The organism is Streptomyces sp. NPDC022552 (genome assembly GCF_055561875.1).
The window spans coordinates 288,970-310,460 of sequence record NZ_JBVHGJ010000009.1; the positions used below are offsets into that span (position 1 = coordinate 288,970).

Annotated in this window: 20 protein-coding genes; 17 read left to right on the forward strand and 3 right to left on the reverse strand. The window is 70.8% G+C overall.

Annotated features, from left to right (window positions below):
- Positions 1-46 precede the first annotated feature (46 nt).
- From ACZ3OF_RS24120 to thrS, 3 genes are all read left to right on the forward strand, one after another.
- Positions 47-613: a DUF4365 domain-containing protein gene (locus tag ACZ3OF_RS24120; protein ID WP_467306679.1), complete on the forward strand. Its 567-nt coding sequence runs from the start codon at positions 47-49 to the stop codon at positions 611-613.
- Positions 613-1,884, forward strand: coding sequence for a hypothetical protein (locus ACZ3OF_RS24125; protein WP_467306680.1), 1,272 nt, complete (start codon positions 613-615; stop codon positions 1,882-1,884). Before ACZ3OF_RS24120 ends, ACZ3OF_RS24125 begins: the two co-directional genes overlap by 1 nt.
- 210 nt (positions 1,885-2,094) lie before the next feature.
- Complete coding sequence (thrS, locus tag ACZ3OF_RS24130; protein WP_361438801.1) at positions 2,095-4,071, forward strand: threonine--tRNA ligase; 1,977 nt, start codon at positions 2,095-2,097, stop codon at positions 4,069-4,071.
- Between the two features lie 66 nt (positions 4,072-4,137).
- On the opposite strand, the gene ACZ3OF_RS24135 is transcribed toward thrS, so the two are convergent.
- Positions 4,138-4,815, reverse strand: a complete 678-nt coding sequence (locus ACZ3OF_RS24135) for a potassium channel family protein (protein ID WP_361670805.1) — start codon at positions 4,813-4,815, stop codon at positions 4,138-4,140.
- Positions 4,816-4,881: 66 nt separating this feature from the next.
- On the opposite strand from ACZ3OF_RS24135, the gene ACZ3OF_RS24140 reads away from it, so the two are divergent.
- Positions 4,882-5,454, forward strand: coding sequence for an HIT family protein (locus ACZ3OF_RS24140; protein WP_361670802.1), 573 nt, complete (start codon positions 4,882-4,884; stop codon positions 5,452-5,454).
- Positions 5,455-5,476: 22 nt separating this feature from the next.
- On the opposite strand, the gene ACZ3OF_RS24145 is transcribed toward ACZ3OF_RS24140, so the two are convergent.
- Together ACZ3OF_RS24145 and ACZ3OF_RS24150 are read right to left on the reverse strand one after the other, a co-directional pair.
- The gene (locus tag ACZ3OF_RS24145; protein WP_467306683.1) at positions 5,477-7,135 is read right to left on the reverse strand and encodes a hypothetical protein; all 1,659 of its coding nucleotides are present in this window, start codon (positions 7,133-7,135) and stop codon (positions 5,477-5,479) included.
- Positions 7,136-7,317: 182 nt separating this feature from the next.
- A complete protein-coding gene (locus ACZ3OF_RS24150) occupies positions 7,318-9,525 on the reverse strand; it encodes an elongation factor G-like protein EF-G2 (protein WP_361670797.1) in 2,208 nt (735 codons plus the stop codon).
- Between the two features lie 250 nt (positions 9,526-9,775).
- Here ACZ3OF_RS24150 and pgsA point away from each other — a divergent pair, with 250 nt between their 5' ends.
- The 13 genes from pgsA to secD all read left to right on the forward strand — a co-directional run bounded on the left by pgsA (position 9,776) and on the right by secD (position 21,490).
- Positions 9,776-10,450 carry a phosphatidylinositol phosphate synthase gene (gene pgsA, locus ACZ3OF_RS24155; RefSeq protein ID WP_361670795.1) on the forward strand — a complete coding sequence of 225 codons (675 nt, stop codon included), beginning with the start codon at positions 9,776-9,778 and terminating at the stop codon, positions 10,448-10,450.
- Positions 10,447-11,373 carry a phosphatidylinositol mannoside acyltransferase gene (locus ACZ3OF_RS24160; protein ID WP_361670793.1) on the forward strand — a complete coding sequence of 309 codons (927 nt, stop codon included), beginning with the start codon at positions 10,447-10,449 and terminating at the stop codon, positions 11,371-11,373. The genes pgsA and ACZ3OF_RS24160 overlap by 4 nt, the downstream gene beginning before the upstream one ends.
- Entirely contained in the window at positions 11,370-12,533 is a 1,164-nt protein-coding gene (locus ACZ3OF_RS24165) for a glycosyltransferase family 4 protein (RefSeq protein ID WP_361670791.1), read from the forward strand. Before ACZ3OF_RS24160 ends, ACZ3OF_RS24165 begins: the two co-directional genes overlap by 4 nt.
- A gap of 110 nt (positions 12,534-12,643) precedes the next feature.
- The gene (locus ACZ3OF_RS24170) at positions 12,644-13,285 is read left to right on the forward strand and encodes an MBL fold metallo-hydrolase (protein ID WP_467306686.1); all 642 of its coding nucleotides are present in this window, start codon (positions 12,644-12,646) and stop codon (positions 13,283-13,285) included.
- Positions 13,286-13,296: 11 nt separating this feature from the next.
- Complete coding sequence (locus ACZ3OF_RS24175) at positions 13,297-13,839, forward strand: LemA family protein (protein ID WP_361438783.1); 543 nt, start codon at positions 13,297-13,299, stop codon at positions 13,837-13,839.
- A gap of 188 nt (positions 13,840-14,027) precedes the next feature.
- On the forward strand, positions 14,028-14,876 hold the full coding sequence (gene pdxS / locus ACZ3OF_RS24180) for a pyridoxal 5'-phosphate synthase lyase subunit PdxS (protein ID WP_389575419.1): 849 nt from the start codon (positions 14,028-14,030) through the stop codon (positions 14,874-14,876).
- 6 nt (positions 14,877-14,882) lie between these two features.
- Positions 14,883-15,473 (forward strand): pyridoxal 5'-phosphate synthase glutaminase subunit PdxT, encoded by a 591-nt coding sequence (pdxT, locus tag ACZ3OF_RS24185; protein WP_361670783.1) that lies wholly within the window; start codon positions 14,883-14,885, stop codon positions 15,471-15,473.
- A 62-nt stretch (positions 15,474-15,535) separates the two neighbouring features.
- On the forward strand, positions 15,536-16,288 hold the full coding sequence (locus tag ACZ3OF_RS24190; protein WP_356895748.1) for a YebC/PmpR family DNA-binding transcriptional regulator: 753 nt from the start codon (positions 15,536-15,538) through the stop codon (positions 16,286-16,288).
- A gap of 131 nt (positions 16,289-16,419) precedes the next feature.
- Positions 16,420-16,962, forward strand: coding sequence for a crossover junction endodeoxyribonuclease RuvC (gene ruvC / locus ACZ3OF_RS24195; protein ID WP_389575326.1), 543 nt, complete (start codon positions 16,420-16,422; stop codon positions 16,960-16,962).
- Positions 16,959-17,591, forward strand: a complete 633-nt coding sequence (gene ruvA / locus ACZ3OF_RS24200) for a Holliday junction branch migration protein RuvA (RefSeq protein ID WP_361670778.1) — start codon at positions 16,959-16,961, stop codon at positions 17,589-17,591. The genes ruvC and ruvA overlap by 4 nt, the downstream gene beginning before the upstream one ends.
- A gap of 269 nt (positions 17,592-17,860) precedes the next feature.
- A complete protein-coding gene (ruvB, locus tag ACZ3OF_RS24205) occupies positions 17,861-18,940 on the forward strand; it encodes a Holliday junction branch migration DNA helicase RuvB (RefSeq protein ID WP_361438773.1) in 1,080 nt (359 codons plus the stop codon).
- Positions 18,941-19,116: 176 nt separating this feature from the next.
- Positions 19,117-19,584, forward strand: coding sequence for a preprotein translocase subunit YajC (gene yajC / locus ACZ3OF_RS24210; protein ID WP_361670776.1), 468 nt, complete (start codon positions 19,117-19,119; stop codon positions 19,582-19,584).
- A gap of 145 nt (positions 19,585-19,729) precedes the next feature.
- Positions 19,730-21,490, forward strand: coding sequence for a protein translocase subunit SecD (secD, locus tag ACZ3OF_RS24215; protein WP_361670773.1), 1,761 nt, complete (start codon positions 19,730-19,732; stop codon positions 21,488-21,490).
- Position 21,491 lies beyond the last annotated feature (1 nt).

The window sequence follows — 21,491 nt, forward strand, 5'->3', positions numbered from 1 at the left end:
CGTACGCGGACCGGTGACAACACAGATGACGGGGAAGGGAATTGACATGGCGCTCGCCCAGCCCGAATCGGGAGGGCTGCCGCCTCAGCGGGCAGCACCGTTGCGCGGCTCACTCGCCACCACCGCCTGCATGGAGACGCTTCAGGTGGGATATCTCCATGCGGTCGCGGCGGCGGCGGGCTGCTCGCTGTCGCAGCCGTTTCCGGACAACGGCATCGACTGGCACGTGAGCCACAGCGCTACGGGCCACACCGTCGACGACGAAGTGACCATCAAGGTGCAGCTCAAGTGCACCTACCAGCTGGCGCCGCGGCCGCCCGGCCCCGCGTTCTCCTTCACCCTGGACAACGACCATCTGGTGAAGCTGGCGCGGACCCCGGTCTCGGTGCACAAGATCCTGGTCGTGATGATCGTGCCGCGCGATCAGGAGGACTGGCTGCGGGCCGGGCACGACCGACTGGACCTGCGGCACTGCTGCTACTGGATCAACCTGGCCGGCCACCCGGTGACGGGGCGGCGGCGGACGACCGTGCGCATACCGACGGCGCGGATCTTCGACGACCGGGCTCTGTGCGAGATCATGACCCGGGTCGGCGTGGGAGGGAGACCTTGATGCACCGGCCGATCGGCGAACAGGAGAACGGGGCCGGTTACGGCCCCGTTCTGCCACCGTTCCGCCCCCATCCCCCGCACGGCGACATCCCCGGCGGCCCCTGGGTCGATGCCGGGGGCTCGCCCGACCCCGGGCGTGTCGACCCGCTGGTCCTCGGTGCGCTGCTCGCCCGCCACGGCTGGCGGCGGCGCGGCGGGGCCGCGGGCCGCTACAGCCGCTGGACACCGCCCGGCTCCGGCGGCATCTCGGGCACGAGCCTGCTCGTGCCCGAGAGCCGTGCCTTCCCCGACTGCGAGGACCTGCTCGGGGAGGCGCTCGCCGCGCTCCAGCACAGCGCGGCGCCGTCGGCCCGGGAGGTCCTGGTCGGGCTGACCGTGCCCAGCGACGAGATCCGCTGGTGGCGTGACGTGCCGCCGGGCCCCGCGGGCACGGTTCCCTGGACCGTCCAGGAACAGCTGAGGTCGGCCGCCCGTCAGCTGCTGCTGGCCGGCGCGCTGGCCGTCCGCGGGCGCGCCGGGTACTACGGCGCCCGGCACCGGCGGCAGGCTCAGGCGTCCCTGGAGGCGGTGGTCGTGGGCGCGGCGCCGGGCGGCCGGGGCCTGACCGCGTTCGTCCCCGTCGACTCGGGCCGGGCCATCGCCGTACGGCTGTACCACGCGCTGTACGCGGCACGTGAGGCCGCCGACTACCAGCGCGCCACGGGCGGGATGGAGGCGTTCGACGCGGCGGTCGAGGCGGGAGTGAGCCGGGAGCTGACCGAGGCGCTCGTCGCCCTGGTGCGCGGTACGGAGGGGGCCAGGATCGCGCTGGAGTGGGCCCCCGCCGCCGGAACGCCCGCGGGGTGCGCCGCCCGGCCCGAGCCGGTCGAGTTCTCGGCGGGCGACCTGCCGGCGCTGCGGGAGGCGAGTGCGCGCTACATGACGGACGAGCCGTCCGTGCCGGTACGGATCACGGGCGCCGTCGTCCGCATGCGCCGCTCGGGTCCGCGCGGCGAGGGAACCGTACGGCTGCGGGTCCTCGGCGGCGCGGAGGTGCCGCACGTCCGGGTGACCCTGGACGAGGAGTCGTACCGCACCGCCGGCCACGCGCATCTGGTCGGGCTGCCGATCCGGGTGGTGGGCCGCCTGGAGAGCCGGGGCGGCTTCCGCCGCCTGACGGACGCGTCGGGTGTCGTACCGGTCCAGGTGGACGAGGCGGAACGGGACCGCCTGATGAAGTCGCTCCACGAGAACCTCGACTTCTTCGAGGAGGCGTGCGGCCCGGGCGAGTGACGGGGGAGGGGCCCGCCGCCCCGGGCGAGCCATGACCGCCTGACCGCCACCGGCGACGGGCCCGCAAGGTTCGTGCGGCCGGCGGGTGACGGTTTCGCGGGGTGTGGCCTCTCCTCGGTACGATCGACGGCGACGCGGCACCTCGTCTCTGCCGCGCGCCGTCGACGCCGGCACATCGTGTCTGCCTGCGCCCTTATGGAAAGAGCATCCGTGTCTGATGTCCGTGTGACCGTCCAGTCCGCCTCAGGAGCCGAGGATCGGGCGGTGAGCGCGGGCACGACCGCCGGCGCGCTGTTCGCCGACGACCGGTCCGTGATCGCCGCCCGCGTCGGCGGTGAGCTGAAGGACCTCACCTACGTCGTCGCCGAAGGCGATGTCGTCGAGCCCGTCGAGATCTCCTCCCCGGACGGTCTCGACATCCTGCGCCACTCCACCGCTCACGTCATGGCCCAAGCCGTGCAGGAGCTCTTCCCCGAGGCCAAGCTCGGCATCGGCCCGCCGGTCCGGGACGGCTTCTACTACGACTTCGACGTCGAGAAGCCGTTCACGCCCGAGGATCTCAAGGCCATCGAGAAGAAGATGCAGGAGATCCAGAAGCGCGGCCAGCGCTTCTCCCGTCGCGTGGTGACCGACGAGGCCGCCCGTGAGGAGCTCGCGGACGAGCCGTACAAGCTGGAGCTCATCGGCATCAAGGGCTCCGCGTCGACCGACGACGGCGCCAACGTCGAGGTCGGCGGCGGCGAGCTGACGATCTACGACAACCTGGACGCCAAGACCGGCGACCTGTGCTGGAAGGACCTCTGCCGAGGCCCCCACCTGCCCACCACCCGGAACATCCCGGCGTTCAAGCTGATGCGCAACGCCGCCGCCTACTGGCGCGGCAGCGAGAAGAACCCGATGCTCCAGCGCATCTACGGCACCGCGTGGCCGTCGAAGGACGAGCTGAAGGCCCACCTCGACTTCCTCGCCGAGGCCGAGAAGCGCGACCACCGCAAGCTCGGCAACGAGCTGGACCTCTTCTCCGTCCCGGACGAGATCGGTTCCGGCCTGGCGGTCTTCCACCCCAAGGGCGGCATCATCCGCCGGGTCATGGAGGACTACTCGCGCAAGCGCCACGAGGAGGAGGGCTACGAGTTCGTCTACTCGCCGCACGCCACCAAGGGCAAGCTGTTCGAGAAGTCGGGTCACCTCGACTGGTACGCCGAGGGCATGTACCCCCCCATGCAGCTCGACGAGGGCGTGGACTACTACCTCAAGCCCATGAACTGCCCGATGCACAACCTGATCTTCGACGCGCGCGGGCGTTCCTACCGTGAACTGCCGCTGCGCCTCTTCGAGTTCGGCACCGTGTACCGGTACGAGAAGTCGGGCGTCGTGCACGGCCTGACCCGCGCCCGGGGCTTCACCCAGGACGACGCGCACATCTACTGCACCCGCGAGCAGATGGCGGAGGAGCTCGACAAGACGCTCACCTTCGTCCTCAACCTGCTGCGCGACTACGGTCTGACCGACTTCTACCTGGAGCTGTCCACCAAGGACCCGGAGAAGTTCGTCGGCTCGGACGAGGCGTGGGAGGAGGCCACCGCGGTCCTCCAGCAGGTCGCCGAGAAGCAGGGCCTCCCGCTCACCCCCGACCCGGGCGGCGCCGCGTTCTACGGCCCGAAGATCTCCGTGCAGGCGCGTGACGCCATCGGCCGTACCTGGCAGATGTCGACCGTGCAGCTGGACTTCAACCTGCCGGAGCGCTTCGACCTGGAGTACACCGGCCCCGACGGCACCAAGCAGCGTCCGGTCATGATCCACCGCGCGCTGTTCGGCTCCATCGAGCGCTTCTTCGCCGTGCTCCTGGAGCACTACGCGGGCGCCATGCCGCCGTGGCTGGCCCCCGTCCAGGCGACCGGCATCCCGATCGGCGACGCCCATATCCCGTACCTCCAGGAGTTCGCCGCCAAGGCGAAGAAGCAGGGTCTGCGGGTCGAAGTCGACGCCTCCTCGGACCGGATGCAGAAGAAGATCCGCAACGCGCAGAAGCAGAAGGTCCCGTTCATGATCATCGCGGGCGACGAGGACATGGCCAACGGCGCCGTCTCCTTCCGCTACCGCGACGGTTCGCAGGAGAACGGCATCCCCGTCGACGAGGCCATCGCCAAGATCGCCACGGTCGTCGAGGAGCGCGTCCAGGTCTGACCTGAGGCGAGCGTCCAGGTCTGACCTGAGGCGAGCGTCCAGGTCTGACCTGAGCCGCGCCGAGACTCAAGGGGCCCCCGGGAAATCCCCCGGGGGCCTCTTCTCGTCCTCCCGCGCGAACGTCTGGATCAGCCAGGACGAGAACGAACCCGTCACGGCGCCGATCAGCGCCACGCCGCACGCCATCATCCCCACCGCGATGGCCCGCCCGACCGGGGTCACCGGCGTCACGTCCCCGTACCCCACCGTCGTCAGCGTCTCGCAGGCCCACCAGACCGAGTCGCCGAAGGTACGGATCGTGGCGCCCGGCGCCCCGCGCTCGTGCTGGTAGACGGCGAGCGCGCCCGCGAAGCCGAGCAGGGTGACCGTGAGACTGGAGTACGCCATGACCCGGGCGTACAGGGTGAGGCGCGGCTTGGCGCGGCGGCGCTGGACCTGCTCGTAGATCTTCACCATCTGCAGCGGTCGCAACAGGGGCAGGATCAGCACCACCGTGGCGAGGAGATGCGCGCGGACGAAGCGCAGCGGGCCGAGGCCGCTGAGCCGGAACCGGACCGCGTAGTCGACGATGAAGACGGCCCAGGTCACGAGCGTGACCGCCAGGCAGACGTCCAGCCAGACCCGGGGGAGGTCGTGGGCCAGGACCCGTACCGCGTACGAGCCGAGGAAGAGCCCGGAGGCCACCGCGAGCGGTGTCTCCATGCGGTGGTCCCAGCGCTCCTGCTTCTCCGGTGTCGCGTCCATCGGATCAGCATCTCCGGGGCCGGGGGACGAGCGCCCCGGCGACACGTTCCGAACGGGCGAAGCAATATGCTGCACAGCATGACGATTGAGCCGGAGCAGCAGATCGGAGTCGGGACGCAGGACGCGTTCCAGCGCCTGTGGACGCCTCACCGGATGGCGTACATCCAGGGCGAGAACAAGCCGACCGGGCCGGGGGCCGAGGACGGCTGTCCGTTCTGCGTGATCCCGTCGAAGTCGGACGAGGACGGCCTCGTGCTGGCGCGGGGCGAGCACGTCTACGCCGTACTCAATCTCTACCCGTACAACGGCGGGCATCTGATGGTGGTCCCGTACCGCCATGTCGCCGACTACACGGATCTGGACGCGCCGGAGACCGCCGAGCTCGGCGAGTTCACCAAGCGGGCCATGATCGCCCTGCGGACCGCGTCTGGTGCGCACGGCTTCAACATCGGCATGAACCAGGGCACGGTCGCGGGCGCCGGCATCGCCGCCCATCTGCACCAGCACATCGTGCCCCGCTGGGGCGGCGACACCAACTTCATGCCGGTCGTCGGCCACACCAAGGTGCTGCCTCAGCTCCTCGCCGACACCCGCGCGATGCTCGCCGCCGCCTGGCCGGCCACCTCCGAACTGGCCTGACGCCCAGGCGTACGCCCGGCCCCTAGGCGTCGTAGACGTCCGCCTTCTTCGGGCCCGGGTCCTGGATGGCTCCGCTCAGGATCAGCGAGCGGTTGGTGAAGCGCTCCGTGTCCACGCCGTGATCATCGAGCACCTCGATGGTCGCCGCGTGGACCGCGCGCATCACCGGCGTCGCGGCGCGGATCGCGTCGTCGGCCATGAAGCGATGCCGCCACGGCTGTGCGGCCCACGCGTGGCGCAGCCCGAAGGGCTCCGGCAGGACGAGCTTGCCGCCGAGGAAGTCCAGGATCGGCGGGAACCAGGTCAGCGGGGCGCGGACCGCCTTGCGGACGATCTCGTCGGTCTCCAGGAGCGGCAGCTGGATCTCCCTGGTCTCCCAGAAGCGGACCGTCTTGGAGACCTCCTTCGTCTTCGCCTTGGGCTTGGTGGTGAAGAGCGAGTGGACCGGGCCGAGCGCGTGTCCGGTGACCTCCACGCGCAGCGTGTGATGGAGCGAGGTCACCGTGATCATCATCGTCAGGACGAGCTGCCCGTCCCACAGCGTGAACTGCACACCCAGGTAGTGCCGGTTGCCGCTGCCGAACTGCTGGTCGTTGCAGATGCGCTGTATCTCGTGCGGCTTGACCTGGAAGTGGACGATGTTGTCGCCGTCCGGCCTGGCGACCTCGTCGGCCCCTTCGCCGACCGGGGATACGATCCAGTGCTTGACGGTCGGCTTGGGGAAGCCGGTCTTCAGGGAGCCCCGCTCCAGCATCTTGAGCTGGTCGTGGATCTTCCGTACGACGTCCCAGGCGCGGAAGTCATGGATCTCCCGCCCGTCCTTGGGGATCAGCTCCTCGGCGAGGGTCCAGCTGCCCCACCGCGTGCCCATGCCCAGTATTCCCTTGGGGCCCGCGTAGAAGACGATGTTCGACTGCTGCTCGGCGGCGAGCTTCTCCAGGTTCTGGCGGAGCTCCTCGGCGGACTTCTCGGCGGGGTCTCCGGGGACCGCCTCGGGGATCTTGGCACCGATGCCGCCGCCGCTCAGCAGGGCGTTCCAGCGGTCCCGCAGGTCCCTGGCCGTGGACTCGCAGATCCGCCTGGCGAGGAACCAGCCGAGGACCGGGGCGACGATCATGGCCCGGAGATAGATCCCCAGGAAGCCGCCGAACGGCAGCTTGATCATGAAACCTACCGCGATCAGGGCCGCCACCAGCAGGATCGCCGTGCCCACCGCGCTGGTGCGCCTGTTCTCCGAGCCGGCGACCATGCGGCGAAGCTGGATCACGCCGAGCCAGAGCAGGAGTCCCGGCAGGAACAGGACGCCGAAGACGAAGGTGACCAGGGTCAGCCTGACGTCACGCTGCTTGCGGATGCCGGTGGCGGCCAGACAGTGCTCGACAACCGGCTGCGGGTCGGTGCCGAAGGACTGGATGAGCGCCTTGCGGGCACCACCGAGCATCCGCACCTGGACCGCGCGCGAGAAGGCCTCGCCCAGGTCGGGGCGGAAGAGCCGGGCCCATCTGCCGGCGGTGACCTTGGACTGATGCCAGTCGTTGTTGGCGTCCAGGATCGCTTCCACCGGGCTGTCCCGGTACGCGGCGGAGGCCAGTGCATGCGTCGCCGCCGTCTGTCCGTCCGAGCCCTGCAGCGGAACCTGCGCCCCGGGTCCGAAACTGCCGATCGTCACTGATGCCCCCATCGCCGCGTGCCCGCGTGGTTCACCGCGTATCCCTCTGCGGCCTGTTCCCGACTCCCGCGCCCCGCACACCTGCTGAGCTGGGCACCACAGCGTAACCGGGTACCGGCGGATGCGTCACGGGTCGGCCGAATGCCGTCCGCCGGAGGGGAGTTGGACGGACGGCATTCGGCCTGGGCGGGCGGCTAGGAACCCCTCTCCGCCTGCGCGCGGACCTTCTCCGCGAGTTGAGGCGGCATCGGCTCATGACGGGCGTACGAGCGGTCGAACCGGCCCGTGCCGTGCGAGATGGAGCGGAGTTCGACCGCGTACCGCCCGATCTCGATCTCGGGGACCTCGGCACGCACCAACGTCCGTCCGGATCCCGCCTGTTCGGTGCCGACGACCCGGCCCCGACGGCCGGAGAGATCGCTCATCACCGGACCGACGTACTCGTCGGGGACGAGTACCTGGACCTCGACGACCGGCTCCAGGAGCCGGATGCTCGCCTCGGCCGCCGCCTCGCGCAGGGCCAGGGCGCCGGCGGTCTGGAACGCGGCGTCGGAGGAGTCGACCGAGTGGGCCTTGCCGTCGCGCAGGGTGATCCGCACGTCGACCAGGGGATGTCCGGCGGCGACCCCCCGTGCTGCCTGGGCCCGTACGCCCTTCTCGACGGAGGGGATGAATTGGCGCGGAACCGCCCCGCCCACCACCTTGTCGACGAACTCGATCCCGCTCCCCGGCGGCAGGGGCTCGACGTCGATCTCGCAGATCGCGTACTGGCCGTGGCCACCGGACTGTTTGACGTGCCGGCCCCGCCCGGCCGACGGGCCGCCGAAGGTCTCGCGGAGCGCCACCTTGTGCGGGACGGCGTCGACCTGCACCCCGTACCGGTTGCGCAGACGCTCGAGCGCCACGTCCATGTGCGCCTCGCCCAGACACCACAACACGACCTGGTGGGTGTCCTGGTTCTGCTCCAGACGCATGGTCGGGTCCTCGGCGACCAGCCGGGCCAGTCCCTGCGAGAGCCGGTCCTCGTCGGCCTTGCTGTGGGCCTCGATCGCCAGCGGGAGCAGCGGGTCCGGCATCGTCCAGGGCTCCATCAGCAGCGGATCGTCCTTGCTGGAGAGGGTGTCGCCGGTCTCCGCCCGGGCGAGCTTGGCCACGCACGCCAGGTCGCCCGCCACGCACTGGCTCAGCTGGCGCTGCTGCTTGCCGAAGGGGGAGGTCAGCGCGCCGACCCGCTCGTCGACGTCGTGGTCCTCGTGCCCGCGGTCGGTCAGCCCGTGCCCGGAGACATGGACCGTCTCGTCGGGGCGCAGGGTGCCGGAGAATACCCGTACCAGCGAGATCCGGCCGACGTACGGGTCGGAGGCCGTCTTGACGACCTCGGCGACGAGCGGCCCCTCGGGGTCACAGGTGACCGGGGGCCGCGGCACGCCGTCGGGCGTCGTCACCGCGGGTGCCTCGCGCTCCAGCGGGGTCGGGAAGCCGCGGGTGATCAGCTCCAGCAGCTCGACGGTGCCGAGTCCCTGCCTGCCGCCGTCCGAAGCGGGCGCGGCGGCGAGCACCGGATGGAAGGTGCCCCGTGCGACGGCCTTCTCCAGGTCGTCGATCAGCGACTTGATGTCGATGTCCTCACCGCCGAGATAGCGGTCCATGAGGGTCTCGTCCTCGCTCTCGGCGATGATCCCCTCGATCAGCCGGTTGCGGGCCTCCGCGAGCAGTGGCCGCTGGTTCTCGTCCGGCGGGTTCTCCTGCCGCTCGCCCGTGGAGTAGTCGAAGATCCGCTCCGAGAGCAGCCCCACCAGACCCGTCGTCGGCGCGTGCCCGTCGGGTGCCTCCGCGCCGGACAGCGGCAGGTAGAGGGGGAGCACGGCGTCGGGGTCGTCGCCGCCGAAGATGGCCGAGCAGACGGAGGTCAGCTCGTCGAAGCCGGTACGGGCGGTGTCCAGATGGGTCACGACGATGGCGCGGGGCATGCCGACGGCCGCGCACTCCTCCCACACCATGCGGGTCGACCCGGCGATCGCGTCGGCCTCCTGGGCGGCCGAGACGACGAAGAGGGCCGCGTCCGCCGCGCGCAGACCGGCCCTGAGCTCCCCGACGAAGTCGGCGTATCCGGGGGTGTCGAGAAGATTGATCTTCACCCCGTCCCATTCGAGGGGGACGAGGGAGAGCTGTACGGAACGTTGCTGGCGGTGCTCGATCTCGTCGTGGTCCGAGAGCGTTCCGCCGTCCTCGACGCGCCCCGCCCGGTTGACCGCCCCCGCGGTCAGCGCCAGGGCCTCGACGAGCGTCGTCTTTCCCGATCCGCTGTGGCCGACCAGCACCACGTTCCGTACGGCCGAGGGCCGGTCGGCCGTTGGAGCCCTGCCGGCGGCTCCGGAGTGTGCGTTCGCCTTGTCGCCCATGATGGGTCCTCCCGATCGCTTGCACCGCTCGCTCGCACGGTGAGGCGGGACGCGGGCGCAGGGGGAGACGCTGGGCAGCTCCGGCGGTGCCCGCGGTTGTCCTTCGAGCTTTGCACCGACGTCATGGTGCGTCCATACGTCGTACCCGACGCGGCGGGCGGGTGCCCCGCGGTTCGGCGGCAGCCTCGCTGGCTACGATGGGCGGGCCGGTGGTCGTAGGGGCCGCGGCCCACCGAACCTCGGGAAGGCCATGCTGAACAAGTACGCGCGTGCATTTTTTACGCGTGTCCTCACACCGTTCGCCGCGTTTCTGCTTCGTCGGGGCGTCAGCCCCGACGCGGTGACGCTCATCGGCACGGCCGGTGTGATGGCGGGAGCCCTGGTCTTCTTCCCCAGGGGAGAGTTCTTCTGGGGCACGATCGTCATCACCCTCTTCGTCTTCTCCGACCTCGTCGACGGGAACATGGCCCGGCAGGCGGGGATCTCCAGCCGCTGGGGCGCGTTCCTCGACTCGACCCTCGACCGGGTCGCCGACGGCGCCATCTTCGGTGGCTTCGCGCTCTGGTACGCGGGTAGCGGCAACGACAACGTGCTGTGCGCCGTCTCGATCTTCTGCCTGGCCAGCGGCCAGGTCGTCTCGTACACCAAGGCGCGAGGAGAATCGATCGGCCTGCCGGTCGCGGTCAACGGTCTGGTGGAACGGGCCGAGCGGCTCGTGATCTCGCTGGTCGCCGCGGGCCTCGCCGGACTGCACGGCTTCGGCGTGCCGGGCGTCGACGTCCTGCTGCCGATCGCGCTGTGGATCGTGGCCGTGGGCAGTGCGGTGACCCTCGGTCAGCGCGTGGTCACGGTGCGACGGGAATCGGCGGAGGCCGACGCGGCCGCGGACGCGTCCGGTGCGCGGGGGAACGAGGCGACGTCATGAGCGGGATGAAGGACCGGCTGACCGACACCCTGTACGGGCTCGGCTGGGCGACCGTGAAAAGACTGCCGGAGCCGGTGGCGGCCGGGCTCGGGCGGCGGATCGCCGACACCGCCTGGAAGCGTCGCGGCAAGAGCGTGCTGCGCCTCGAAGCCAACCTCGCGCGCGTGGTGCCCGACGCCGGCCCGGACCGGCTCGCCGAGCTGTCGAAGGCCGGCATGCGCTCGTACATGCGGTACTGGATGGAGTCCTTCCGGCTGCCGACCTGGAGCCGGGAGCGCGTCGGGGCCGGCGTCGACATCAAGGACGTCCATTACCTGAAGGACGGGCTCGCCTCCGGCCGCGGAGTGATCCTCGCGCTGCCGCACCTGGCCAACTGGGACCTCGCGGGCGTGTGGGTGACCCGCTCGCTCGGCGTCCCGTTCACCACGGTCGCGGAGCGGCTCAAGCCGGAGACGCTGTACGACCGGTTCGTCGCCTACCGCGAGTCGCTGGGCATGGAGGTCCTGCCGCACTCCGGCGGCTCCGCCTTCGGCACGCTCGCCCGCCGGCTGCGCGACGGTGGCCTGGTCTGTCTGGTCGCCGACCGTGATCTCTCCGCCTCCGGCACCGAGGTCATCTTCTTCGGGGAGACGGCGCGGATGCCGGCCGGGCCCGCGCTGCTCGCCCAGCAGACGGGCGCGCTGCTGCTGCCGGTGACCCTCTGGTACGACGAGACACCTGTCATGAGGGGGCGCGTGCACGCGCCCGTCGACGTACCCGAGTCAGGTACACGGGTCGAGAAGACGTCCGTGATGACACAGGCGCTGGCCGATGCCTTCGCCGGCGGAATCGCGGACCACCCGGAGGACTGGCACATGCTCCAGCGACTGTGGCTGAAGGACCTGGAGGAGCGCGCGCCGCTCGGCGAGGAGCGACAGCCGTGAAGATCGGCATCGTCTGCCCCTACTCCTGGGACGTCCCCGGCGGCGTCCAGTTCCACATCCGCGACCTCGCCGACCACCTCATCAGGCTCGGGCACGAGGTCTCGGTGCTCGCCCCCGCCGACGACGAGACCCCGCTGCCCCCGTACGTCGTCTCGGCAGGCCGCGCCGTGCCGGTCCCGTACAACGGCTCGGTGGCCCGGCTGAACTTCGGCTTCCTGTCGGCGGCGCGCGTACGGCGCTGGCTGCACGACGGCACCTTCGACGTCATCCACATCCACGAGCCGGCCTCGCCCTCGCTGGGCCTGCTGAGCTGCTGGGCCGCGCAGGGGCCGATCGTCGCCACCTTCCACACGTCCAACCCGCGCTCGCGGGCGATGATCGCCGCGTACCCGATCCTGCAGCCCGCGCTGGAGAAGATCAGCGCGCGGATCGCGGTGAGCGAGTACGCCCGGCGGACCCTGGTCGAGCACCTCGGCGGCGACGCCGTCGTCATCCCCAACGGCGTCGATGTCGACTTCTTCGCGCGGGCGGAGCCCAAGAAGGAGTGGCAGGGGCAGACCCTCGGCTTCATCGGGCGCATCGACGAGCCGCGCAAGGGCCTGCCGGTCCTGATGAAGGCGCTGCCGAAGATCCTCGCGGAACGGCCCGGGACACGGCTCCTCGTGGCAGGGCGCGGCGACGAGGAGGAGGCGGTGGCCTCGCTGCCGCGCGAGATGCGGGAACGCGTCGAGTTCCTCGGGATGGTCAGCGACGAGGACAAGGCGCGGCTGCTGCGCAGCGTCGACGTCTACGTGGCACCGAACACGGGCGGCGAGAGCTTCGGCATCATCCTGGTCGAGGCTCTGTCGGCGGGCGCGCCGGTCCTCGCCTCCGATCTGGACGCCTTCGCCCAGGTCCTGGACCAGGGCGCGGCGGGCGAGCTCTTCGCCAACGAGGACGCGGACGCGCTGGCGGACACGGCGATCCGGCTCCTCGGGGACGAGGTGCGGCGCAAGGAGCTGAGCAGGCGCGGCAGCGCGCATGTGCGGCGCTTCGACTGGTCGACGGTGGGCGCGGACATCCTCGCGGTCTACGAGACGGTGACGGACGGCGCGGCATCGGTGGCGACGGACGAACGCGTGGGCCTGCGGGCGCGGTTCGGCCTGGCGTCGCGCGACTGAGCCCCTGCCCTGTGGGGTCTGTTCCGCCGGGGCTGGGGTCCCCCGGACGAAGGCTGGGGGAGGGTGGGCGCAGCCCACGGGGGCGGCGCCCTTTCGGGCAAGCTGGGCGCATGACCTCAACAACCGTTCAGATCCTGGACCTTGGTCACTTCGTCCGCCCCGCCGACGAGTGGGGCGGGCCCCACGACCGCGTGGAGCCCGCTCTCGCGTATCTCGTACGCCATGAGCACGGCGCCCTGCTCTTCGACACCGGCATGGGGGAGGGCTCCCCTGAGGCGGACGCGCACTACCGGCCCACCCGGCACCCTCTCCCCGCCGCCGCGCGGGACGTCGACCTCGTCGTGAACTGCCACCTCCACTTCGACCACATCGGCGGCAACCCGCTCTTCCCCGACACCCCGATCCTGGTCCAGCGCAAGGAACTGGCCACCGCACGGGCCGGCGACCACACCCTCGACCGGCTGCTCGACGGCGTCCGGTACCAGGAGATCGACGGCGAGTACGAGATCGCGCCCGGGATCACGGTCGTACCCACACCGGGGCACACCGAGGGCCACCAGTCCCTGGTGCTCGACCACGGTGACCACATCACCGTCCTCGCGGGGCAGGCGTACGACGTCGCCGCCGAGTTCGGCGTCCCGTACCGCCCCTGGCTCGACCGGCTCGCCGAACTGGGCGACGGGCGGACGGCGAAGGTCCGATTCGCCCACGACCGTGACCTGTGGGAAGGGGTCCTGCCGCCGCGACGGTAGCCTGTGCGCCCGTGACCCAAACCCTGATCTGGACCGTCGTCGCGCTGATCGCGATCGGCCTGTACCTCAGCTGGACCGCCGGCCGGCTCGACCGGCTGCACTCGCGGATCGACGCGGCGCGCGCCGCCCTCGACGCCCAGCTGTTGCGCCGCGCCTCGGTCGCCCAGGAACTGGCCACGTCCGGAGTGCTCGACCCGGCCGCCTCGATCGTGCTCTACGAGGCCGCGCACGCCGCCCGGCAGGCCGAGGAGGACCAGCGCGAGGTCGCCGAGAGCGAGCTGAGCCAGGCGCTGCGGGCCGTTTTCGGCGAGCCCGAGCAGGTCGAGGCGGTACGGGAGGCCCCCGGCGGCGAGGAGGCCGCGGGCGAACTCGCGGCGGCCGTCCGCCGCGTACCGATGGCCCGGAGGTTCCACAACGACGCCGTGCGCGCCGCACGGGCGCTGCGCCGCCACCGCACGGTGCGCTGGTTCCGGCTCGCAGGCCACGCTCCGTTTCCGCTGGCCTTCGAAATGGACGACGAACCGCCCGTCGCCCTTGCCGATCGCCCGGCCTGACCCTTCCAGCCTGCGAAATCAATCAAAACGATCCACCGGCTGTGTATTGGCCCTTGCTGTGGACTGGTGGTGGCCTGTTTCCTCACTCTTGTCTCAACACCGCTTTCACGAGTGAGGTCCCCGTGTCCACCACGCTTCCCAACAGCACCCAGTCTCCCGAGACCGGCACCGCGCGCGTCAAGCGCGGCATGGCCGAGCAGCTCAAGGGCGGCGTGATCATGGACGTGGTCAACGCCGAGCAGGCGAAGATCGCCGAGGACGCCGGCGCCGTGGCCGTCATGGCCCTGGAGCGGGTCCCCGCCGACATCCGCAAGGACGGCGGCGTCGCCCGTATGTCCGACCCGAACATGATCGAAGAGATCATCGGCGCGGTCTCCATCCCGGTCATGGCCAAGTCCCGGATCGGCCACTTCGTCGAGGCGCAGGTCCTGCAGTCCCTCGGCGTCGACTACATCGACGAGTCCGAGGTCCTGACCCCGGCCGACGAGATCAACCACTCCGACAAGTGGGCCTTCACCACCCCCTTCGTCTGTGGCGCCACCAACCTGGGCGAGGCCCTGCGCCGCATCGCCGAGGGCGCGGCCATGATCCGCTCCAAGGGCGAGGCCGGCACCGGCAACGTCGTCGAGGCCGTCCGCCACCTGCGCCAGATCAAGAACGAGATCGCCAAGCTGCGCGGCTACGACAACAACGAGCTGTTCGCCGCCGCCAAGGACCTGCGCGCCCCGTACGAGCTCGTCAAGGAGGTCGCCGAGCTCGGCAAGCTGCCGGTCGTGCTGTTCTCCGCCGGTGGTGTCGCCACCCCCGCCGACGCCGCGCTGATGCGCCAGCTCGGTGCCGAGGGCGTCTTCGTCGGCTCCGGCATCTTCAAGTCGGGCGACCCGGCCAAGCGTGCCGCCGCGATCGTGAAGGCCACCACCTTCTACGACGACCCGAAGATCATCGCGGACGCCTCCCGCAACCTGGGCGAGGCCATGGTCGGCATCAACTGCGACACCCTCCCCGAGTCCGAGCGCTACGCCAACCGCGGCTGGTAATCACCCATGAGCACACCCGTGATCGGTGTCCTGGCACTCCAGGGCGACGTACGGGAGCACCTGATCGCCCTGGCCGCGGCTGACGCCGTGGCCAGGCCGGTCCGGCGCCCCGAGGAGCTCGCCGAGGTCGACGGCCTCGTCATACCCGGCGGCGAGTCCACCACCATCTCCAAGCTGGCCGCCCTGTTCGGCCTGATGGAGCCGCTGCGCGAGCGCATCGCGTCCGGCCTGCCGGTCTACGGCACCTGCGCCGGCCTGATCATGCTGGCCGACAAGATCCTCGACCCGCGCTCGGGCCAGGAGACCTTCGGCGGCATCGACATGATCGTCCGCCGCAACGCGTTCGGACGCCAGAACGAGTCCTTCGAGGCGGGCGTCACCGTCACCGGCATCGAGGACGGGCCCGTCGAGGGCGTCTTCATCCGCGCCCCGTGGGTCGAGTCCGTCGGCGCGGAGGTCGAGGTCCTCGCCGAGCACGAGGGCCACATCGTGGCCGTACGACAGGGCCGGGCCCTGGCGACCTCGTTCCACCCCGAACTCACCGGTGATCACCGCGTCCACGCCCTGTTCGTCGACATGGTGCGCGACGCGCGGTGACGACGTCCCGGTAGGATCTCTGGGGTTCGTTCAGAAATGGGTTACGCGAAGGAGACAGGCAGATGTCCGGCCACTCTAAATGGGCTACGACGAAGCACAAGAAGGCCGTGATCGATGCCAAGCGCGGCAAGCTCTTCGCGAAGCTGATCAAGAACATCGAGGTCGCCGCCCGGACCGGCGGCGCCGACCTGGACGGTAACCCGACGCTGTTCGACGCCGTGCAGAAGGCGAAGAAGAGCTCGGTCCCGAACAAGAACATCGACTCGGCGATCAAGCGGGGCGGCGGCCTCGAGGCCGGCGGCGTCGACTACGAGACGATCATGTACGAGGGCTACGGTCCGAACGGTGTCGCGGTGCTCATCGAGTGCCTCACCGACAACCGCAACCGTGCCGCCTCCGACGTCCGCGTCGCCATGACCCGCAACGGCGGCTCGATGGCCGACCCCGGCTCGGTCTCGTACCTGTTCAACCGCAAGGGCGTCATCGTGCTGCCCAAGGGCGAGCTGACCGAGGACGACGTCCTCGGCGCCGTCCTCGACGCGGGTGCCGAAGAGGTCAACGACCTCGGTGAGAGCTTCGAGGTCATCAGCGAGGCCACCGACATGGTCGCCGTCCGTACCGCCCTCCAGGAGGCCGGTATCGACTACGACTCCGCCGACTCCAGCTTCGTCCCGACCATGCAGGTCGAGCTGGACGAGGAGGGCGCGCGCAAGATCTTCAAGCTGATCGACGCGCTGGAGGACAGCGACGACGTGCAGAACGTCTTCGCCAACTTCGACGTCAGCGACGAGGTCATGGAGAAGGTCGACGCCTGATCCCGGTCCTTTCACGGCGGGCCGACGGGGACACACCCCCGTCGGCCCGCCGCCGTTTGTGCGGCGTTGTCAGTGGCAGCGGATAGCCTGCACAAACAGATTTACGAAGACGGTCCAGGGAGGGGCTTGAGGTGCGCGTGCTCGGGGTGGACCCGGGGCTGACCCGGTGCGGCGTCGGCGTCGTCGAAGGCGTCGCCGGGCGACCCCTGACCATGCTCGGCGTGGGCGTCGTGCGGACCGCCGCCGACGACGACATCGGCATACGGCTGGTCGGCATCGAGCGCGGCATCGAGGAGTGGCTCGACCGCTTCTCACCCGAACTGGTCGCCGTGGAGCGGGTGTTCAGCCAGCACAACGTGCGTACGGTCATGGGCACCGCCCAGGCCAGCGCCGTCGCCATGCTCTGCGCCTCGCGCCGCGGCATCCCCGTCGCCCTGCACACCCCGAGCGAGGTCAAGGCCGCCGTCACCGGCAGCGGACGCGCCGACAAGGCCCAGGTCGGGGCCATGGTGACCCGGCTGCTGCGGCTCTCCGCGCCGCCCAAGCCGGCCGACGCGGCGGACGCCCTCGCCCTGGCCATCTGTCACATCTGGCGGGCCCCGGCCCAGAACCGCCTCCAGCAGGCCGTGGCCGCCCATCACGCAACTCACGCCTCGAAAGGCCGCCCCGCATGATCGCCTTCGTCAGCGGCCCGGTCGCCGCGCTCGCCCCCACCACCGCGGTCATCGAGGTCGGCGGCGTGGGCATGGCCGTCCAGTGCACGCCGAACACCATCGCCGAGCTGAGGATCGGTCAGGAAGCCCGGCTGGCAACGTCGTTGGTGGTCCGTGAGGACTCCTTGACGCTGTACGGCTTCGCCGACGACGACGAGCGCCAGGTCTTCGAGCTGCTCCAGACCGCGAGCGGTGTCGGGCCCCGCCTCGCCCAGGCCATGCTCGGCGTGCACAGCCCGGACGCGCTGCGCCTCGCGGTCTCCACGGGGGACGAGAAGGCGCTGACCGCGGTGCCCGGCATCGGCAAGAAGGGCGCACAGAAGCTACTCCTCGAACTGAAGGACAAACTGGGCGCTCCGCTGGGCAGCAGCGGCCTGGTGGGCGCCCAGCGCGCGGCGGCGTCCGGCCCGGCGCCGTGGACGGAGCAGCTCTCCGCCGCCCTCATCGGCCTCGGCTACGCGTCGCGCGAGGCGGAGGACGCGGTCGCGACGGTGACCCCGCAGGCCGAAGCCGCGATCGCCGCGGGCGGCACGGCCCCGGTCCCGCAGCTCCTCCGCGCGGCCCTCCAGTCCCTGAACCGAGCCCGCTGACGATGACCGCCACGCGAGGCCTTCTCCTCACCGCCCACCTTCCCGAACCGGGACTCCGCCCCAGACCCCGCGCCTCAATCGCCGGCGGGGCTGGATTTTCGCCCTGGCAGGCGAGAATCAGCCCGTCCGGCGTCTGAGGACACGGCCGAAGGCCGTACGGGGGCCTGGGGGCTTGCCCCCGGATCGGGAAGGGGCGAGGTGGGGAAAAGCCCGCCGCAGGCGCCCCGCACCGCGCACACCACCGCACCATCACCACGAAGGCAGACACCGTGAACTGGGACGACGACACCGCACCCGCAGCCGAGGAACGCCTCGTCGGCGCCTCCGCCGAAGGTGACGACCAGGCCGTCGAGGCGGCGCTGCGTCCCAAGGACCTCAGCGAGTTCGTCGGTCAGGAGAAGGTCCGCCAGCAGCTCGACCTGGTCCTCAAGGCCGCCCGCCAGCGCGGTGCCACCGCCGACCACGTCCTGCTCTCCGGCGCCCCCGGCCTCGGCAAGACCACCCTGTCGATGATCATCGCGGCCGAGATGAACGCCCCGATCCGGATCACCTCCGGCCCCGCCATCCAGCACGCCGGCGACCTGGCGGCGATCCTCTCCTCCCTCCAGGAGGGGGAGATCCTCTTCCTCGACGAGATCCACCGCATGTCCCGCCCCGCCGAGGAGATGCTCTACATGGCGATGGAGGACTTCCGCGTCGACGTGATCGTCGGCAAGGGTCCCGGCGCCACCGCCATCCCCCTGGAGCTGCCGCCCTTCACGCTCGTCGGCGCCACCACCCGGGCCGGGCTCCTGCCGCCCCCGCTCCGGGACCGCTTCGGCTTCACCGGTCACATGGAGTTCTACGACCCCGCCGAGCTGGAGCGCGTCATCCACCGCTCCGCCGGACTCCTCGACGTCGAGATCGACACCGCCGGAGCCGCCGAGATCGCCGGCCGCTCCCGCGGCACCCCCCGCATCGCCAACCGCCTGCTCCGCCGCGTCCGCGACTACGCCCAGGTCAGGGCCGACGGCGTGATCAACCGCGAGATCGCCGCCGCCGCGCTCGGTGTCTACGAGGTGGACAGCCGTGGACTCGACCGGCTCGACCGGGCCGTCCTGGAGGCCCTGCTCAAGCTCTTCGGCGGCGGACCGGTCGGTCTGTCGACCCTCGCGGTGGCCGTGGGGGAGGAGCGGGAGACCGTCGAGGAGGTCGCCGAACCCTTCCTCGTACGAGAAGGACTCCTGGCGCGCACACCCCGTGGTCGGGTCGCCACTCCGGCGGCATGGACCCACCTCGGACTCGTTCCGCCGCAGGCAGCGGCCCCGGGCACGCCAGGAAGCGGACAACAGGGGCTCTTCGGGGCGTGACGGTGCGGTGACGGCGCGGAGACTCGTCGGACGAGGAACCAGGGTGCGATGCTGGACGTTGTTCCAACGATGCGGACTCGCCTAGACTCCGCCGATGCCGACCTTTCTGGTCGGCACGCCCACCCCCGAAGATCAGGCCGCGGGTTCTCCGCGTCCGTGCGAAGGAAACCCGTCCCGTGAGTATCGTGACCCTCCTCCCCTTCATCGTCCTCATCGGGGCCATGTTCCTGATGACCCGCTCTGCGAAGAAGAAGCAGCAGGCGGCCGCGCAGATGCGCGACGAGATGCAGCCCGGCACCGGCGTACGCACGATCGGGGGGATGTACGCCACCGTCAAGGAAATCGGCGACGAGACCGTCCTCCTCGAGGTCGCTCCCGGCGTGCACGCCGTCTACGCGAAGAACGCCATCGGCGCGGTTCTCCCGGACGACGAGTACAACCGCATCGTCCACGGTGACGAGCCGGACGCCGAGACCGTCGTCCCGGACGACGCCTCCTCCCTGACCGAGACGGCCGACGCCGTCGCGGCGGACGAGGTCGTCGAGGACACCAAGCCCGACCTGACCAAGAAGGCCGAGGCCGTCGAGGCCGACGCCGAGGTCAAGAAGGACGGCAAGGGCGACAGCGGGGCCGAGGCGAAGTAGTCGCGACCGGGGACCGCGGGAACGCCCACAGGCGCCCGCGGTCCCCGGCACGGTTCCACGTCTGCGGGGGCAGGTCCCCACACACACTTCGTGGCCGCACCGCGCACACCCGGCGCGGGACGGTTGGACAGGGAGAAACGACAAGGTGGCAGCACCGAAGAAGGGCCGAAGGCCGGCGGGGGGCCCGGGGGGCCAGAGCAGGCCGGGGCGCGCCCTGGCTCTGATCCTGATCGCGATGGTCGCGCTCACGGGCGGAATGTTCTGGTCGGGTCACACCACGCCGCGGCTGGGCATCGACCTCGCCGGTGGTACGTCGATCACGCTGAAGGCGAAGGCCGAGCCCGGCCAGGAAGACGCCGTCAACGAGACCAACATGAACACCGCGGTCGGCATCATCGAGCGTCGTGTCAACGGTCTGGGTGTTTCCGAGGCCGAGGTCCAGACGCAGGGCCGCGAGAACATCATCGTCAACATCCCCCGGGGTGTGAACGAGAAGCAGGCCCGTGAGCAGGTCGGCACCACCGCCCAGCTCTACTTCCGGCCCGTCCTGACCTACGCGCCCTCCGAGCAGCCGGCGCCCAGCGCCAGCTCCTCCACGTCGCCGAAGCCCTCGGCGTCCGGCTCGAGCGCGGACAAGGGCAAGGACAAGCCGACCGCCACCCCGTCCTCGAGCGCCTCCACGCAGGGCCGCGCGGTCTCGGAGGCCCTCAAGGCCCCGACGCCGACGCCCACCGGTTCGGCCACGCCGAAGGGCTCCGAGAGCCCGAAGCCCTCCGGCACCCCGAGCGCGGACCCCGCGGCCTCGGCGCTCGAGCAGAAGTTCGCCACCCTGAACTGCCTCGACCCCAAGCAGCGCGCTGCCGCCGGTCAGGGCGTCAAGGCGTCCGACTCCACCGTCGCCTGCGGCAAGAACGCCGTCGGTCAGTGGGAGAAGTACCTCCTCGGCCCGGCCGAGGTGGACGGCCAGGACGTCGACGACGCCAAGGGCGAGTTCGACCAGACGCGTGGCATGTGGATCGTGAACATGGAGTTCACGAGCGCCGGTGCCAAGAAGTTCTCGCAGATCACCAGCAAGCTCTCGCAGCAGCAGGCGCCGCAGAACCAGTTCGCGATCGTCCTGGACGGCGAGGTCGTCTCGGCCCCGTCCGTGCGGACGACGCTGAGCGCCAACGCGGAGATCTCCGGCAGCTTCAACCAGCAGTCCGCCCAGGACCTCGGCAACATCCTGTCCTACGGCGCCCTGCCCCTCACCTTCGACACCCAGAGCGTCGACACCGTCACCGCCGCCCTCGGCGGCGAGCAGCTGGAGGCCGGTCTGATCGCCGGCGCCATCGGCCTCGGTCTCGTCGTGCTCTACCTGGTGATCTACTACCGCGGCCTGTCGCTGATCGCGCTGCTCAGCCTCGGGGTCTCGGCCCTCCTGACGTACGTGATCATGGCCCTGCTCGGCCCGGCCATCGGCTTCGCGCTGAACCTGCCGGCCGTGTGCGGTGCCATCGTCGCCATCGGTATCACCGCGGACTCGTTCATCGTCTACTTCGAACGCATCCGCGACGAGGTCCGCGAGGGCCGGACGCTGCGCCCGGCCGTCGAGCGCGCCTGGCCGCGTGCCCGGCGCACGATCCTCGTCTCCGACTTCGTGTCCTTCCTCGCCGCCGCGGTGCTCTTCGTCGTCACCGTCGGCAAGGTCCAGGGCTTCGCGTTCACCCTCGGTCTGACCACCCTGCTCGACGTGGTCGTGGTGTTCCTCTTCACCAAGCCGCTGATGACGCTGCTCGCGCGGAGCAAGTTCTTCGGCGAGGGTCACGCCTGGTCCGGCCTCGACCCCAAGCGCCTGGGCGCCAAGCCGCCGCTGCGCCGCTCCCGTCGTGTCTCCGCCCCCGTCGATCACCCGAAGGAGGCGTGAG

What these genes read in the sequence shown, in the direction of transcription:
- ACZ3OF_RS24120 (WP_467306679.1), top strand. Translation starts at nt 47, where the DNA reads ATGGCGCTCGCCCAGCCCGAATCGGGAGGGCTGCCGCCTCAGCGGGCA.
- ACZ3OF_RS24125 (WP_467306680.1), top strand. Translation starts at nt 613, where the DNA reads ATGCACCGGCCGATCGGCGAACAGGAGAACGGGGCCGGTTACGGCCCC.
- ACZ3OF_RS24135 (WP_361670805.1), bottom strand. Translation starts at nt 4,815, where the DNA reads ATGGACGCGACACCGGAGAAGCAGGAGCGCTGGGACCACCGCATGGAG.
- ACZ3OF_RS24140 (WP_361670802.1), top strand. Translation starts at nt 4,882, where the DNA reads ATGCTGCACAGCATGACGATTGAGCCGGAGCAGCAGATCGGAGTCGGG.
- ACZ3OF_RS24145 (WP_467306683.1), bottom strand. Translation starts at nt 7,135, where the DNA reads ATGGGGGCATCAGTGACGATCGGCAGTTTCGGACCCGGGGCGCAGGTT.
- ACZ3OF_RS24150 (WP_361670797.1), bottom strand. Translation starts at nt 9,525, where the DNA reads ATGGGCGACAAGGCGAACGCACACTCCGGAGCCGCCGGCAGGGCTCCA.
- pgsA (WP_361670795.1), top strand. Translation starts at nt 9,776, where the DNA reads ATGCTGAACAAGTACGCGCGTGCATTTTTTACGCGTGTCCTCACACCG.
- ACZ3OF_RS24160 (WP_361670793.1), top strand. Translation starts at nt 10,447, where the DNA reads ATGAGCGGGATGAAGGACCGGCTGACCGACACCCTGTACGGGCTCGGC.
- ACZ3OF_RS24170 (WP_467306686.1), top strand. Translation starts at nt 12,644, where the DNA reads ATGACCTCAACAACCGTTCAGATCCTGGACCTTGGTCACTTCGTCCGC.
- pdxS (WP_389575419.1), top strand. Translation starts at nt 14,028, where the DNA reads ATGGCCGAGCAGCTCAAGGGCGGCGTGATCATGGACGTGGTCAACGCC.
- pdxT (WP_361670783.1), top strand. Translation starts at nt 14,883, where the DNA reads ATGAGCACACCCGTGATCGGTGTCCTGGCACTCCAGGGCGACGTACGG.
- ACZ3OF_RS24190 (WP_356895748.1), top strand. Translation starts at nt 15,536, where the DNA reads ATGTCCGGCCACTCTAAATGGGCTACGACGAAGCACAAGAAGGCCGTG.
- ruvA (WP_361670778.1), top strand. Translation starts at nt 16,959, where the DNA reads ATGATCGCCTTCGTCAGCGGCCCGGTCGCCGCGCTCGCCCCCACCACC.